Source organism: Desulfovibrio intestinalis, assembly GCF_014202345.1.
GTDB lineage: Bacteria > Desulfobacterota > Desulfovibrionia > Desulfovibrionales > Desulfovibrionaceae > Desulfovibrio > Desulfovibrio intestinalis.
In genome coordinates this window covers 419729-435896 of sequence record NZ_JACHGO010000002.1, presented here as the reverse complement: position 1 = coordinate 435896, position 16168 = coordinate 419729, and the positions used below count along the sequence as shown (strand labels likewise).

Annotated in this window: 12 protein-coding genes; 8 read left to right on the top strand and 4 right to left on the bottom strand. The window is 52.6% G+C overall.

The annotated features are described in order from the left end of the window. Positions 1 to 40: 40 nt before the first annotated feature. Both HNQ38_RS04695 and HNQ38_RS04690 read right to left on the bottom strand, forming a co-directional pair. Positions 41 to 4582, bottom strand: a complete 4542-nt coding sequence (locus HNQ38_RS04695; protein WP_183718246.1) for a beta strand repeat-containing protein — start codon at positions 4580 to 4582, stop codon at positions 41 to 43. Between the two features lie 486 nt (positions 4583 to 5068). Beyond that, entirely contained in the window at positions 5069 to 5650 is a 582-nt protein-coding gene (locus HNQ38_RS04690; protein WP_183718245.1) for a DJ-1/PfpI family protein, read from the bottom strand. A gap of 259 nt (positions 5651 to 5909) precedes the next feature. On the opposite strand from HNQ38_RS04690, the gene HNQ38_RS04685 reads away from it, so the two are divergent. The 7 genes from HNQ38_RS04685 to recJ all read left to right on the top strand — a co-directional run bounded on the left by HNQ38_RS04685 (position 5910) and on the right by recJ (position 11914). Next, entirely contained in the window at positions 5910 to 6173 is a 264-nt protein-coding gene (locus HNQ38_RS04685; protein WP_183718244.1) for an FmdB family zinc ribbon protein, read from the top strand. 413 nt (positions 6174 to 6586) lie between these two features. Then, a complete protein-coding gene (locus HNQ38_RS04680) occupies positions 6587 to 7468 on the top strand; it encodes a YicC/YloC family endoribonuclease (protein WP_183718243.1) in 882 nt (293 codons plus the stop codon). A gap of 3 nt (positions 7469 to 7471) precedes the next feature. Then, positions 7472 to 7726 (top strand): DUF370 domain-containing protein, encoded by a 255-nt coding sequence (locus HNQ38_RS04675; protein WP_183718242.1) that lies wholly within the window; start codon positions 7472 to 7474, stop codon positions 7724 to 7726. Next, positions 7726 to 8334 carry a guanylate kinase gene (gmk, locus tag HNQ38_RS04670; RefSeq protein ID WP_183718241.1) on the top strand — a complete coding sequence of 203 codons (609 nt, stop codon included), beginning with the start codon at positions 7726 to 7728 and terminating at the stop codon, positions 8332 to 8334. The genes HNQ38_RS04675 and gmk overlap by 1 nt, the downstream gene beginning before the upstream one ends. 82 nt (positions 8335 to 8416) lie before the next feature. Continuing rightward, complete coding sequence (pyrF, locus tag HNQ38_RS04665) at positions 8417 to 9124, top strand: orotidine-5'-phosphate decarboxylase (protein WP_183718240.1); 708 nt, start codon at positions 8417 to 8419, stop codon at positions 9122 to 9124. A 162-nt stretch (positions 9125 to 9286) separates the two neighbouring features. Further along, complete coding sequence (locus HNQ38_RS04660) at positions 9287 to 10153, top strand: tetratricopeptide repeat protein (protein ID WP_183718239.1); 867 nt, start codon at positions 9287 to 9289, stop codon at positions 10151 to 10153. Between the two features lie 24 nt (positions 10154 to 10177). Continuing rightward, the gene (gene recJ / locus HNQ38_RS04655; RefSeq protein WP_183718238.1) at positions 10178 to 11914 is read left to right on the top strand and encodes a single-stranded-DNA-specific exonuclease RecJ; all 1737 of its coding nucleotides are present in this window, start codon (positions 10178 to 10180) and stop codon (positions 11912 to 11914) included. A 460-nt stretch (positions 11915 to 12374) separates the two neighbouring features. Here recJ and HNQ38_RS04650 read toward each other — a convergent pair whose 3' ends face one another. Continuing rightward, positions 12375 to 13670, bottom strand: coding sequence for a Y-family DNA polymerase (locus HNQ38_RS04650; protein ID WP_183718237.1), 1296 nt, complete (start codon positions 13668 to 13670; stop codon positions 12375 to 12377). Then, entirely contained in the window at positions 13651 to 14094 is a 444-nt protein-coding gene (locus HNQ38_RS04645) for a LexA family protein (RefSeq protein ID WP_183718236.1), read from the bottom strand. Before HNQ38_RS04645 ends, HNQ38_RS04650 begins: the two co-directional genes overlap by 20 nt. 628 nt (positions 14095 to 14722) lie before the next feature. On the opposite strand from HNQ38_RS04645, the gene HNQ38_RS04640 reads away from it, so the two are divergent. After that, positions 14723 to 15928 (top strand): GGDEF domain-containing protein, encoded by a 1206-nt coding sequence (locus HNQ38_RS04640; protein ID WP_183718235.1) that lies wholly within the window; start codon positions 14723 to 14725, stop codon positions 15926 to 15928. Positions 15929 to 16168 lie beyond the last annotated feature (240 nt).

The following is a 16168-nucleotide window of genomic DNA, read 5'->3' as shown; positions in this document are numbered from 1 at the left end:
TGTCTGGTTCAACCGTTAGAACATGTGACCTTTGAAACGTTTAGCCGCCCGGGAAGGATTCTACCTGCCGTGCCGCAACAGCTATCATTTCCTGCGCGGTGTCTGCGACCGTGCTTATGGGCCCAGCTTCAATATTGGCGCTTTCTGTTACGCCCCCTGCCGGAGCCGGAGACGCCTTATCAGGAAGCAGGTTATCAAGGCTTTCCCCACCACTGCTAAGGCCCACATGGGCATACGGATCACCTGCCAGGCTGCTTTCTGCTGCCGACAAGCCTGCCAGCGCGCCACCATCGGGCAAGTTAGACAGATCGGAGACGTCTGATGCTGCGTGCTCTTGAGCACCCAAGTCAGCTACAAGACCAAGTCCAAGACCGTCATGCGCAGCATATCCATGCTCATTTTCATTCTCTGCGTGACTGGTTCCGTGTCCCTGATCTTGGCGGTCGTGCAGATCGTCAAACATAATCCCGTCATCATCCAGGCCAAAATCGCCAAAGGCCGCAGGCGCAATGTCAGACTCATGTATGACAACTTCGATAGGCGGCTGCACACCATCAACGTAGGCAAAGAAGCTGTCCAGCCCCGGCCTGAGGTCGTTCAGGTCGTCTATGCCGCCGAATTCTATCTTCTCCACACCCTTGAGTATGGAGCTGTTCAACCCGTTGAGCCATGAGCCGTATCGGGCGATAAACTCGCTGAGATCCGCAGCCTGAAGGATCAGGGTGTCGGCTCCCGCGCCGCCGTCAATATTCAGCGCGCCAGCCCCGCTGATTGCGCCATCGATAATGATGGTGTCGTTGCCCGCACCTGTAGTTATCTGGTTACTGCCGCTGCCGCTGCGGAAAATATCGCCGTTAAGACGAATAACATCACCTTCGCCGCCGCTGACGCTGTGCCCGAGAATGACGTTCTTTCCGGCTGTAGCGTACATAGCGTATTCGGCATTGATTTCCAGGTTCAAAGCCTGATCGCTGCCAGACTGCACGGTATTTGTGCCGCCACCGACATTATACATGCCATAGGCCGTGCCGTTGGCACTTTCAGCGTTCAGGTTGATGGTGGATCCCGTAACCGTGGCTTTGCCGTCAAGAACTATGGCAGAAAGATCGCCCTTGATGGTCATTGTGACGCTGTCGCCCGTAATACTTGCGCCGCCAAAAACGCCATATGCCTTTCCGGCCGTGGAGGTGACATTCATATCCACGTCACCGCCAGCGGTAAGGATTTGCTTGCCGCTGCCTGTGGAATAAAACCCCGCCGCCAGAGCAGCCTGGCCCTGGGCGGTAACATCAATGGTGGCATCATGCCCAACATTGATGATGTTGTCCCCGCCACCCGAACTACTACTGGGTCTAACAGAACTTTCCACACCTGTTGCCCGGCTGCCTGCAATCTCTCCCGTATTGGTTACGTTAAGGCTGAAGTTATCAGAATTTATGGTATTTGTAGCAATGGTTGAGCTTCGGCCCTGAGCCAGCACGCCGCTGGTATTGCTATTTCCACGCACAGTTATATCAACGTCTCCAGCGACGTTAATTATATTTTGTCCACTATATCTTCCATCGTACGATGCCTCTATTCCTGAAGCATTAATAGTTCCATCTGAGCTGTATCCACCATCTAACGTCACGTTCACGCTCATGTCTGACGCATCAATATTATTTTTTCCATAGCCACTGGCAACAATGCCCTTAACAGTATAGGCAGCGCCAGTTCCGGCCACGTTGACGTTAAGAGCGCCCTCCTTGGCAGAAATGTTGGCAACACCACTGCCCGCCGCATCATATCCACTGGTTGTGATGCCTATGGCGGAGCTGGCTGAGGAATCTACATCAACATTAATATCCCCATGCTTGGCCGTGACATTATTAACACCTCCGTGAGTCCAGCCCACTTCGATCCCGGTAGCTCCATAACTCACGCCACTACCCTTCTCGGCATGCACTTTGATGTTAATATCATTTTCAGCTTCAACAACGTTGGTCCCTCTGGACCACGCGTTGATGCCGGCAGTCTGGTATGTGCCTTTATCAACGTTAATATTAATGTCGCCACCGCTTTTTAACGTGGTCACGCCGCCCAAGGTCATAACAGCTGCACTGGATTGGCTGGCATTAGTCAAGCGAACGTTCAGTTCGTCCTCCGCCGTCACGTTGATGGTGCCGCTTGTCCAGTTATCCACGGTTCTGCCACTGACAGATGTAAGATCAACGGTATTACCTTCTATATCGACCGTACCCTTATCCTTCACATGAACTGCGCCTGACGAGCCTTGAACGCTCACAGCACCGCCCTTCACCTCAACAAGAGAATTTTCGCCTTCGGCATTAACACCATAAGAGGAGCTACCCTGAATGTTCACCTTGCCGTCATGCCCTGCGTCAATATAATTCTTGCCGCCAGCAAGGGAATCAACAGCATTCCTATAGCTGGTAACAGTAATATCAGAACCGTCCACACGGTTGACGCCATCAGCCCCGGCAGACATACCTGCTCCATAATTGCCTGAAACAGTAACCTTGCCATCTTCAGCAGAGATGGTATTTTTTCCGTTAGTTGCATACAGGCCGTATTGATAGCCCGTAGCGCTGACAGTGGTGCTGCCCGTGGCATTAATGGTATTGCTGCCGCCGTTCACGGCGCTGGCTCCGGCATTGGTGCCGCTGCTATTGCCGTAAACCGATATGCTGCCATTGTTTACGCTGACGGTGTTTTCACCGCCGTCAGCCAACAGGCCGCTTGTTCCCTTTATGCTCACAGCGCCATTATTACCAACAACAGTATTTTCGCCGCTGCCCGTGGCAATAGCGCCAGCTCCCCCATTGCCTGTAATGTCTATGTCCTTGCCGGCAATACTGTTCAGGCTGTTGTCCGTGGCCCGAATACCCGCCCCCGAACGCCCGAGTATGGTTATTTTTCCGTCTTCAGCAGTGACAGTGTTAGTGCCGTTGTCAGCCAGCATACCCTCGCCGTTGTAGCTGTTAACGGTAATGGTGGCGTTGCCCCGGCCTTCAAGAGTATTTTGTCCGCCACCTGTGGCCTTAACCCCGGCGAGACCATACGTTTCTGCCTTCAGGCTGCCGTCTTCAGCAATGACATGGTTCTGCCCGCCGCTTTCAGCCAGAAGGGCGTAGCCTCCGCTTTGGGTGGTCGTCAGATTAACGTTGCCGCCCTTGCCATGAATAGTATTGCTGCCGCCATTTGAGGCGGTTACGAGGTTTTTGGCGCCCGAGATGGAGATATCGTGGCCGCTGATGCTGTTTTGCCCCTCATCGGCCATAACGGCGGTGGTGTTTCCCGCATTGGTAATACTTACTGCCCCTTTGCCCATATCAATAATGTTGCCGCCACCCTGCGCGGTGGCTGCAACGCCCTGAGCTACTGTGAGCGTGCCGTCAGATGACGTAATATGCGTAGTCTGGCCCGGTTGAGACGCCAACACACCCTGATTCAACTTAATGGTGTTATAGTCGTCGGCCATCTGTTGGGGATTGGCGGAACCGCTGGCATGAATGGAGCTGCCGCCGATAACCGTGTCATTCAGAATTATTTCATCATTCCTGTCAGAAGAAACAATTGAATATGCACCAGTTTCACCCTTGCCCTGATGGAATTCACCAATGCCTTCCAGATTGGCATGATCGCCATAGAGGCTGTCGTGAGCAGAGGAATTAAAATTCTGGTTATCTGTAGCGACCAGCTCGACATTGTAGTCAAACTCATTGCCGGTATACCGGTCAGTCACCGTAACCTGGATAAAATCTATAAGCGGCTTGCCATCAGCACCCATGCGCTGCATTTCAGCAATGCCATCGGCTGTCAGGCGAAATTCCAGACGTCCCGTGCTGTAGTCAAACGCTACGTCCACCCAAGAGTTTTGCCAGCCGTCGGGCAAAGATATGGCAATTCCGTACTGCACCCAGGGCGTAGCCCCTGTGAAATCCAGGCTGCCAGCAGGAATAGCCATTGGCGGCTGCCCGTCCTCAGCAAAAAATACACTGGTGGTCACAGGATCATTGGTATTTCCTGGGTTATACAGCACAGCACGCACAAAGGGGCCGTCTGGACGGGGCAAGGGCTCTGGCCCTGGGGTAGGAGGCACTGGTCCAGGACTAGGAGGAGTGATGCCGCCAGAACTGGAACCGCCAGCCGCAGCAAGAGCAGAATCAAAGGCCAGATCGCTGCCTTGTGCCGCCGATCCCTGTAAACTCATATCAAGGCCATCCAAGTGGTCAATGCCGCCAGAGAGTTCAGCAGTGCCGTGTTCGGCGTAATGGGAGCTTCGTTCCGCAGCCGATGGGCCAGCAGCCGGAGCAAGATCAGGACCAAAAGCCTTAAAAAATTCCGCACTGGAAATCAGTTGACCATCCACTTCAAATTCAGGGGCGTTTTCACTGGAGTACGCTGTATAAAAATCAGTGATGCTGACACTTGCGCCATCATCAAACTGAAAGGTAAGGGCATCGCCTGCGCGCTCCAATATTGCTTGGTCGGCAGGAAAACCCAAAGTAATCTGGGAATTTTCACCAGAAGTTAGCGCGGTGTGCTGACCAGCCGCAGGGCGGAGTATGGAAGTGCTCATAAAAGCTCCTAGACTTCTGTTTCGTTTCATCAAACTGTATAGGAATGATGAAACGGGTTGCAATAATGCCTGACGGTACGTCAGCACTATCGTTCAGCCCGAATATTTCAGGTATGGAGTGATTTTTAGCAGGATACAGAGAATGTTCTCTGTATGAGGAGAAACATGAATATAATGTGTTCTCCCCAGATATACTGTGCAAAGGGGGCAGCACAGCAATCCATGAGGCAAGAAAACGAATCAATTCTATAATCAAAAAGAATTATCAATTCTCATAAGAAAGTAACATCTGCGGAATATTTGTCAAGTTTTATGCCCAGTTTGGCAAACCGATCCAAAAATCTAACAACTTCTGACGGTCTGTTTCTCTTACCCAATGCTGCCACAAGCGGGCAAAAATAATAAATGCCCCGTGTTTTTTCACGGGGCATTTATTCAAGTTACGTAATATTGATCGAATAAATCCGGCAAACCAATATTGAGCCGTTAAATGCTTATTTTTGCGCCAAGCAACTTGGCAAAAGCCGCAATCCAGGCGGGATGGGCCGGCCATGCCGGGGCAGTGACAATATGGCCGTCCACCACTGCGTTGGTGAGGGTTTCGTTAAACTCTCCCCACTTGGCCCCAGCGTCCACCACGTCGGGCTTCACAGCAGGATAGGCCGTGCAGGTGCGGTTTTTCAACACGCCAGCTGACACCAGTATTTGCGGGCCGTGGCAAACTGCGGCAATAGGCTTTTGGGCCGCATCAAACTCGCGCACGATTTCAAGAATGCGCGGATTCAGCCGCAAATATTCTGGAGCCCGGCCGCCGGGAATGACCAGCCCCACATAGTCGGCGGTGTTCACCTTGTCAAAGTCGCAGTTAATGGAAAAATTATGGCCGCGCTTTTCGGAGTATGTCTGGTCGCCTTCAAAATCATGTATGGCGGTGCGTACTACGTCGCCAGGTTTTTTACCCGGGCACACGGCATCCACTGCGTAGCCCAGCATAAGAAGCATCTGAAAAGGTACCATCACTTCGTAATCTTCAACGTAGTCACCGGCCAATACCAGAATTTTTTTCATATTTTTTCTCCTGCGGCTCAGGTCAAACCATGCTGACAAAAGCCCGTTTTTGCCTGCAAGAGCGGCATGATGCCACCCTTGCTTTAAGCGTACTTATGTTTATATAAGCAGGCAGAGCCTATGGGCAAGCCCTAAAACGGCCATAGCCCGATGCCAGACTACACTTTTTGTACCCATTACGGTAAGGCGGCTCCCACGAGCACAGCCTGCTGTTTTTGGCATAAGATCAAGTATATTTGAGTATTTCAGGAGATTCAACATGCCCATGTTCGACTTTGTCTGCACTGGTTGCGGTAATACATTTGAAGATCTGGTCTTCGGAGACGAAACCCCGGCCTGCCCCAAGTGCGGCGCTGGAACCAAGCGGCAGATGAGCGTGCCGAGCCCGCTCAAAACAGGCGCTTTTCCCTTCAAGCCTGGGCCAGTGCGCCCCATGAGCAAAACCAAGCCTCCTTGCGCTGCAGGCGGCTGCCCTTCATCTGGCGGCTGCCCTTCGTCTGGCGGAGCGGGCGGCCTGTCCTAGAGCAGATTAACTTTGAAGTGCATTTCAAAGTTGCCGTTCTGCCAAAAATTGCTTTTTTCGGCAGAATCCACGCTGCACTCTTGTGCAGCGTTAGAGCACATAAACTTTCTCGAAGTTACCATGCTCTAGGGGCTGTCTCTAAATAATTCTTTTGCCCAACTGTCTGCGTCAAGAGGCCGTTTTTACTCCAGTCATGTACCGTGAGAGTACACTTCTTCCGTAAAAAAGGCCTTTTTCCTTGCCCTTGGCGCAAAATTATTAATTTAGAAACAGCCCCTAGCGGAGCCACGCAGGGAACTCCAGCTGATTACCCAAAGATTTCAGCCCTTGCGCTCCTTGCGACAAGGGCTTTCTTGCATTCGTAAGGGGCTTGCTCTACACTTGTTCAGATACTCTTAACCGGGAAGGAACCTATGCTCCGCAGCATGACCGGCTTTGGCCGCTGCCTTGTTGAAAATACCCATATAATCCAGCAATGGGAGGTCAAAAGCGTCAACAGCCGCCATCTTGACCTCAAGTGGCGCCTGCCTTTGGCCGTGCGCAGCCTTGAACCCCGTCTGGAAAAAGTCGTTCGCCGTTTTGCTGCGCGGGGGCGGGTTGATATCAGCCTTATCCTGCAATATGCCCCCGGCGACACGCCCGCCATGCGGTTTGATTCCAGCCAGGCAGACGCCATGCTCGACAGCCTGTACGCCCTTGCCCAGGCCCGAGGCGAAGATTTCACGCCAGACTACAACGCGCTCTTGCAAATATCTTCGTTGTGGGGCGACAATGGCGAAGAAATGGATGAAGAGCTGACCACCAGCCTTGAAGAAGGTCTGGCGCTGGCACTGGAAGACTGGAATGATGCCCGCGCGACTGAAGGCCGCGCTCTTGGCACCGACATGCACTCACGCATTTTGCGCATGGAAGAATGGACGGGGCTTATTGCAGAACGCGCCCCGGCCATCAAGGAAGAACGCGCTAACATCATGCGCGAACGCATTGGCGAGGCTCTGGCCCAGAACGGCCAGGAACTGGAAGAAGGCCGTTTTTTGCAGGAAATAGTCGTTCTTGCCGACCGCCTGGATGTGAGCGAAGAGCTGACGCGCCTGACCACGCACCTTGAGCGCCTGCACGACCTTTTGCAGTCTGGTGGCGACGCGGGGCGACGTCTGGACTTCACCCTTCAGGAATGCTTTAGAGAAATAAACACCTGCGGCAACAAGTTGCCGGATGTGCAGCTTTCGCGCCTGGTGGTAGATTTTAAAAATGAACTGGAAAAATGCCGCGAGCAGGTCCAGAATCTGGAATAAGCCATGTCTCGTGAACGCCTGATTAATATTGGTTTTGGCAATTATGTTCTGGCGGGCCGGGTTGTTGGTATTGTCAGCCCATCATCGTCACCCATGAAGCGCCTGCGTGAAGACGCACGGTCTCAAGGGCGGCTTATTGATGCGACACAGGGGCGCAAAACGCGCTCAATACTGGTAACGGACTCAAATCACGTTATTCTTTCGTCCATCCAGCCTGAAACTATCAGTCAACGTTTTGCGCAAGAGGAAGGAATCTGATGCCCCGAAAAGGCATTGCTCTGGTTATAAGCGCCCCCTCCGGGGCCGGAAAGACTACATTGGTCCAACGCCTTCTGCGAGAATTTCCCCAGTTTGGCTATTCGATTTCCTGCACCACTCGCCAGCCCAGACAAGGTGAGGTAGACGGCAAGGATTATGTATTTCTCAGCCGCGAGGAATTTGAGCAGCGGCGCGCCCAAGGGTATTTTGCAGAATGGGCAGAGGTGCACGGCAATCTTTACGGCACCCCGTTGGCTCCTGTGAAAGACAGCTTGCAGCGTGGACAGGATGTGCTTTTTGACATTGACGTACAAGGCGCGGCCCAGTTGAAGCTTTCGCTGGCTGAGGCCGTCTTTATTTTCATCCTTCCGCCCAGTATGACCGAGCTGGAACGCCGCCTGCGTAGCCGTGCTCTGGACGATGAAGCTACCATCGAGCGCCGTATGGCCAATGCCCGGCAAGAGATGCTTGAATCCCGCTGGTACGATGCATTGGTGATTAACGACGACCTAGACACGGCGTACGACGCTCTGCGCTCAGTCTTTGTGGCGGCAAGCCTTGCGCCATTCCGCAGCCCAGACCTGCCGGAAGCTCTGCTGGACAGCTGAGAAACCATACCCTCACAGCATCAAAAGCAGCCGCACGGCTTGTGCGGGATATACACGAAATGAAATTACTGGACACAGGTTCATGACAAAAGCGCTTTCCAATCCACAGCTGATAGTTGCTCTGGACGTACCGCACAAAACGGAAGCTCTGGCCCTTGCCCGCACACTGGCAGGCACCGCTCCCTGGTGCAAGGTGGGCATGGAAATGTTCACCCATGCCGGGCCAGCCTTGCTTGAGGAGCTGGTTGCACTGGGCTACAAAGTATTTCTTGATCTCAAGTTTTACGACATCCCCCATACGGTAGCTCAGGCTGTTAAGGCGGCCTCGGGCATAGGCGTGGACATGATAACCCTGCACTGTCAGGGCGGCGAGCGTATGTGCCACGCTGCCCGAGAGGCTGTGGCTGGCCTGCCCGGCAAAAAGCCCCTGCTCTTCGGCGTTACAGTGCTCACAAGCTTTGCCCAGGGTGAAATGCCGGGCATACAGGAAAGCACTGCCGACTTTGCGCTTACCCTGGCCAAAGGTGCGCAGATGTGGGGCCTGGACGGCGTGGTCTGTTCCGGGCATGAGGCCTCAGGCATCAAGGCATCTTGCCCTGCCCTCATGTGCCTGTGCCCCGGCATACGCCCATCCGGCTCTGCAGCAGATGACCAGCGCCGTACAATGACCCCGGCTATGGCTGTGGCTGCCGGAGCAGACTATCTTGTGGTGGGCAGACCCATCATCGCCGCACACGACCCACGCGTTGCGGCTGAGCAAATTTTGGCAGACATGACTTCTGCTGCATAGCAGCATGTCACCTCTGAAAAAGTGCACAGGCCTTACCACTGCACGAGAATGCAGCGAGCCGTAACACGGCGTGGATTCTGCCGAAATTACATTTTCGACAGAATGACAACTTTGAAATATGAAACGTTTCAAAGTTAATCAGTTCGAGAAACGGGGATTCAGATGGCTGGCCAGGAAATTATAAAAAACACGCAAACGGCTTCCAAGCCAGATTCAGGCGCAGCGCCGGGAAATAAAAAAACCGAAGTGCGCGGCGTGTTTTCAACGCAGGAAATTCGCCGGGTGGGTACTGGCACCACGACCCGTAAAACAGTACAAAAAGCGTTCTGGTTTATTGAGCAGCACGGCAATGTTTTTGAATGCCAGCCGCTCAACACCAACTACGTGCCCAGCGGCCCCAAACGCAAGATCACTATGGACGAACTTATCGCCAAGTTCGCCCCGGAGCCGGAATTTTATCTCAACTCCGTCTATCCCAAGATGCAGGAAATGCAACGGGCAGTTGATAGCGGCGACGAGCACAGGGAAAAAGGGGAAAGCTTCACCGCCGAGTTCGAGTACTCACGCGCCCTCAAAATAGACGAGGATAACGTGCGGGCCAACTTCGGCATTGGCCTTACCTACCTTGAGCGCGGCGATGCCAACAAGGCGCAGGACATTTTTGAGCGCCTGGTAAAACTGGACGGCGCTTTTGAGGCCGAGCACAAGCATCTGTTCAACGATTTCGGCATCAGCCTGCGCAAGAACAAAATGCTGGAGCAGTCTCTGGAATATTATCGGCGCGCTCTCGAACTGACAGAGAATGACGAAAATCTTTATATGAACCTGGCGCGGGTGCTGCTGGAGACCAGGGATATCAGCGGTTGTGTTGATAATCTGCTCAAGGCTCTTGAAATTGCCCCCAGGCACGAAGCGTCGCTCAAGTTCCTTGCGTGGCTTATCCAAAACAAACTCGTGCCCGCCGACAAAATTGATGGCGTCCGCGCAGCCTTGCAGGCCGTGGCGCAGGGCGCTGGCTCCACATCCTGAAATAGACATAGATTCTGAGGTTCCGTGAAAAACTGGCTTTTCCGCGTGCCCCCTGAGGGCACCCCCGCTTCGGCGCCCTCCTCATGGGCTGAAGATCTCTCCATTTCTCCCCTATTGCTGGAAATTCTCTGGCGGCGCGGCTTTGCGCAAAAGCAAACCATCAATACTTTCCTTGATGCCCGGCTTGATACGCTGACCCCGCCCCACCTGTGGCCGCAAGTTCCAGAAGCCGCACAATTGCTGGCGCAAGAGCTGCTGGCGGGCAAAAAACTGGCGGTATGGGGCGACTATGATGTGGACGGCATCACGGCTGCGACCCTGGTGCTTGATGTGCTGGAGAGTCACGGGCTGGAAGCCCTTTGGCATATCCCTGACCGCCGCAGTGAAGGTTACGGCCTTAATGTTGCTCAGGTAGAGGCTCTGGCGGAACAGGGTTGTGGCATTCTGCTTACCGTAGACTGCGGCATCGCCGATGTTGAGGCAGTGCAACGCGCAAGACAGCTGGGCATGACCGTTGTCGTCTCTGACCACCACCTGCCCCAGGAAAACTTGCCGCCAGCTCATGCCCTTTGCAATCCCCGCTTATGCCCTGCAGACTCTCTGCCCTGCCAGCACCTGGCAGGGGTGGGTGTGGCCTTCTACCTTATGGGGGCAGTCAACGCGGCTCTGGCCCCGCATACGGGCCGTCGTCACAAAATGGACCTCTGCCTTGACCTGGTAGCTATGGGCACCCTGGCCGACCTCATGCCCCTTACAAGCGAAAACCGCATTCTGGTACACGCAGGTCTTCAGCATCTGGCCAGGGCTTCGCGCCCCGGCATTGCCGCTCTCAAAGTCGCTAGCGGCATGGATGCCAAAACCAAGCTCTCCAGTGGCCAGGTAAGCTTTCAGCTTGTCCCCCGCATCAATGCCGCCGGGCGTATAGGCAATGGCGAACTTGCCCTGCGGCTCCTGCGGCAGAAAGACTTTTCTTCTGCCCTGCCCCTGGCCCAGCAGCTCGACGCGCTTAATACAGAGCGCAAGAGCGCAGAAAGCGAAATCCATAATGAGGCCCGTATTCAGGCTCTGGACATGCTCTCGCGTGAACCGCTGGCCAGCCTCGTGCTGTATGGGGAAAACTGGCATCCCGGCATTGTAGGCATTGTGGCTTCACGCATTGTGGAAGAATTTTACCGCCCGACCATCATACTTTGCCGCGATCAGGGAAGTCTCAAGGGATCGGGACGCTCGGTGCGGGAGTTTGACTTGCACGCGGGGCTGAACCAAACCTCCGAGAATCTTCTGGGATTTGGCGGGCACAGGCTGGCGGCAGGCGTGCGCCTTGCCCCTGAAAATCTTGGCAGTTTCCGCAGCGCTTTTGAGGCTGTTGTATCCCAAAAACTCGGCACAAGCCCCTTAAGCCCAAGCCTGACGCTGGAATGCCAGCTCAGTTTTGATCAGGCCAGCAACCAGAGCTTTCTTAAAGAGCTTGAAATGCTCCAGCCTTTTGGCCCAGGCAATGCAGAACCTGTTTTTGCCTCCCCGCCACTGCTCGTCAAAGAGCGCTTGCCTCTGGGCAGAGGCGGCGAACATGTGCGGCTGCGCCTTCAGGACGAGCACAGCGGACTTATACTCACAGCCAAGGCGTGGCGCATGGGGAAGGCATTGACGCCAGACGTTGTAGGCAAACGCATTCGCGTGGCCTATACCCCGCGCCTTGATACATATAATGGCATTACTTCCGTGGATGTGGGCATCAAGGACTGGCAGCCAGCCTCTTGATCGAAACATATTCAGATATATGAAAACCGCCTTTGAGGCGGTTTTCTTTTTTCAGCGCAGAAATACGGCAGTTCAAAGCCTGAGCAGACAATTGCAGCCAAGGCCCCCCAATGCCAAAATCTGGAGCATACCTTTTGAGAGTATTTGTCTAGAGCATTTTAATTTTGAAATGCTCAGGTGGCTGCGTGAGCAGACACCCGCCGTGGAGGCGTAAGCACAATTTATTTGTGCGATTAAGCGCCGTAACGAGCGTGTATTAAACTTTTAAAATGCACATTTTCAAAGTTAATCTGCTTAAAGTACTCTGGATGCTCAGTCCCAAGGCGGCCACAACGTTTGTTCAGCCTGGGTCTGCCCAATCTTGGGTATAATCTGGCTCAAGCAGTGCAGATCAAAAGGCATTGGCAGCCTGTGCGCCGCCTGGGGCATTTCAACACTGCAAAAGCATATTTTCAACGTCTTATCGGCAAAGAGCTTGGGGCAGATCTTTCCAGCTGGTAGTCATGCTTGGCGAACAGTGTTTGCACCGTAAATGCCACTTGGCTTCTTGCGGGCCCTCTGCACCAAAGTGTACGGCTCCCCGCCCGAATTTACTGTTGATGCCGTCCAGGGCCATCATCAGCGCTGTTTTGCGTATATCATTCACAGGCGTGGCCTCGGCAAACAAACTGCCTTGCAGGCAGTCCTGTGGGCAAAGATCGTAAAGCATTATGCCAGCTTTGGCATACGCAGGCCCCTCTTTGTACATGGAGGCTAATAATTTTCTGCCAGCTTGCAGCATTGTGACAGTATCCGCTGTTGCGGGCTGAAACGAATGTTGCGCTGTTGCGTCGAAGGATGGCCGATTGGCATGCCGGGACGTGCGTATATGAACTGCAATGCCACCCGCCACGAGTTTCTGGCGGCGCAAGCGCTCCCCAGCGCGTACTGTAAAGGTGGCCACAGCCTGTTCCAGCGAGGCCAGATCATAAACCTTTTCACCAAAGGAACGGGAAGACACCAGCGTACGCCGCGGGGTTGGCCCCTCATCTTCGCCTATACAGGGGACGCCTCTCAGCTCCATAGCAGTCTTCCAGCCTGAAATGGTCAAGAACTTGCGCAGCCACAAGTCGCTGGTTTCACGCAAGCCCCAGGCGGATGTCACGCCGACCTCATGCAATTTTCTGCTTTGCCGCCAGCCAATGCCCCACACCTCCCGCACGGGAAGTGCACGCAAAACAGTTTCTGCAACGTGCAAAGCCGTATCCCAAATATGCACGCCCGATGTTTTTTTTGCCAAATGATTGGCAAGTTTCGCCAGCGTTCTTGTAGGGGCAATTCCTACGGACACCACCATTCCCGTCCATTGTCGCACGGTCTCACGCAGCTGCTGTGCTATATCTTCTGCATTGGCTGCCAAGGGGCCGTCCAGGCGCACAAAAGCTTCATCAATGGAGTATTGTTCCACATACGGGCAGATGTGCTCCAGCGTTGCCATTACTCTGGCGGAGATATCGCCATACAGCGCGTAGTTGGAAGAAAAAACCGCAACATTATGCCGCTGGAGCTGCACGCGGGCTTTAAACTCCGGCTCGCCCATAGGAATACCCAAAGCCTTGGCTTCAGCCGAACGGGAGACAATGCAGCCATCGTTGTTGGAAAGAACTACTACCGGGCGGGCCGACAAATCGGGACGGAACAGCTTTTCACAGGATGCATAAAAATTGTTGCAGTCCACCAGCGCCCATAGCGGCTGACTAAAGTTTGTGGATGACATAGGTCACCACTCCCCATATGTGAACGTATTCGTGCTCTGTTATGTCAATTTCAGGATATTCGGAGTTTTCCGGCATCAACACTACCCTGTTCTGGCTGCGTACAAGCCGCTTGACGGTCAGTTCCCCATCCAGAGCGGCAATCACAATACGATTATGGGTGGCAGATTCCGAACGGTCTACCACTAAAAGATCACCATCGTGGATTCCGGCATTTATCATAGATTCGCCGTGAGCCCGCAAAAAAAAGGTCGCAGCCTCATTTCGGACCAGATGCCTGTGCAGGTCGAGACGGCAGTCGAGAAAGTCATCAGCAGGCGAAGGAAATCCGGCTTCCACGGGCGAAAGATAGAGCGGCAGACCTTCACGGTCTGGGGGACAATCTGCCCCGCCAAGAATTTCTAGATGGGCGGATGAGCTTTTCATGCGCGCAAAATAGCGTGCCTCTCTACCAAGAGCAAGGGCAAGACCAGAGGCAAGGCCAACCGCTGTACCGCCACGAGAAAGCCCTGTTCACACGTCAGCAACTGAAACTCTCAGCGTTGAACAGAACACCCTCAAAATGTCGGTTAATTTTACAATAATTGCAGTAAGTTTATGCTTTCAGCAGTACCTATTGGCTAGCCACTCCCAAAAAGGATGGCGTCTATTCCGCATTATATGGCGGCCTTTCACCAAAATGCACGCCCAACAATCAACTGCTACGGCAACAACGACATAAATTCAGCTAGTGCTTACCACAGTACCTCTTCACACATAATAACTATATAATTTCATATATAAAAACCAACACACATTAAAAAAATAGCCATTTTATATACATCTTCTATTATATACAACTTATGACCACATTTTTTATTTAATAAATAATTATATCATATCGTTAAGCTCTTATTATTTTCAGAATACATCAATAAACTTATTATGGATCAAGCAGCAATGTTTAATACTTCATCATAGTAACCTATTTACATCTATAATAAAGATTGAATTTGAAGAAAATTCAATCTATGTTTAAAAATCGCTCAGGACGATATTTCGTGGAGACTACGCCATGCCCAGCACACATTTTCCAAACATAGACCGCATATTGGCCGAAAAGCCACTAATGGGAACAGAGCGAAAAATTTTGCTTATTGTTATAGCTTCAATTTTTTCCACTGCCCTGTTTACTGTTTTCATATTTTACCGGTTCTTGGTCTATGATTTTAACGACAGGATCCTGAACCGCTCTGAAGCGATATTTTCGCTACTTCTGAGCCGTATTCCCGCACAAAGCGTCATAGAGCTCAACAATCCTGAAGACGAAAATACTGAAGCATACCAACAAGTCCACGCATTGCTTGATGGCATTCGCAAAACTACAGTTGTACGCTATTTATATACTGCAAAGCTTGGAAATGATGGACACCCCATATATATCGTTGACGGCCTGTCTCCGGAAGTAGAGGATTTTCGCGCCATCGGCGCCCCTATTGAAGGAGAAATTGTACCCATCGTGACTCAATGTCTTGATGGACAGGCAGTGCATGGGCCAAAGGCAATGGAAACTTCGTGGGGAACTATCATGCCAACCTGCAAGCCAATCAAGCAGGGGGACATCACGGTTGGCGCGCTGGTTATAGAGTTTGACGTGCAATCTTTTGTCGATAACACCCATCGGTCCATCTTGATATGTCTAGCATTTTCGTTCGGTGTGGCCATTGTTGTCACTATGGTGACTGCATGGCTATTAAAAAAACTGTCTGTTCCCCTGTACCGCAAGTTGGCCTATACCGACCTGCTTACTGGCGCATTCAACCGAAATGCCTTTGAACTGGATATTCGGCATATAACCAATGAAAAGAAAGATGGATTGGTTGTATTGTGCAGCGACATCAACCTGCTCAAAACAATTAACGACCAGGCCGGGCACGCCGCAGGAGACGCCCATATACGTGCTTTTGCCCGCCTGCTGCGATACAAGCTTAAGGATTTTGGCCAAACATACCGAACTGGTGGAGACGAGTTCACAGCATTGCTGCATAATATTACGATGTATGAACTCAACGAACAAATGGCAAAACTACAGTCCATTACTCAAAATATATCTATTAAGGGATTTCAGCTAACGTTTTCTTACGGCATGGCCCAGTTTGACCCGGCGGTTGATGATACAGTGCATGCCACACTCAAGCGGGCAGACCTCAAAATGTATAGCAATAAAAACAAAACAAAGTTGCTGCAAGACAGTTTTCAGGTAAGCGCAGACCCACGCTAGTCTTTGCTACACACATCGTTGCGATGCGTTTGGCGGCATAAAAAACGCCCGCAAAGAAACATCTTGCCCCTTTGTATCAGCGCAATTCCTGAGACAATCATCAACAACAGCAATTCGGGCGCAAACGGCAATCACCGGGGCAAGCCCACTCAAATGCGCTGGGTAGTGCAGTGTAGATCCCTGCTGAGAGCTAGCAGCATGCCTCATCTGCGGGTAGCTGCACATGGCGACGCCCCCCAT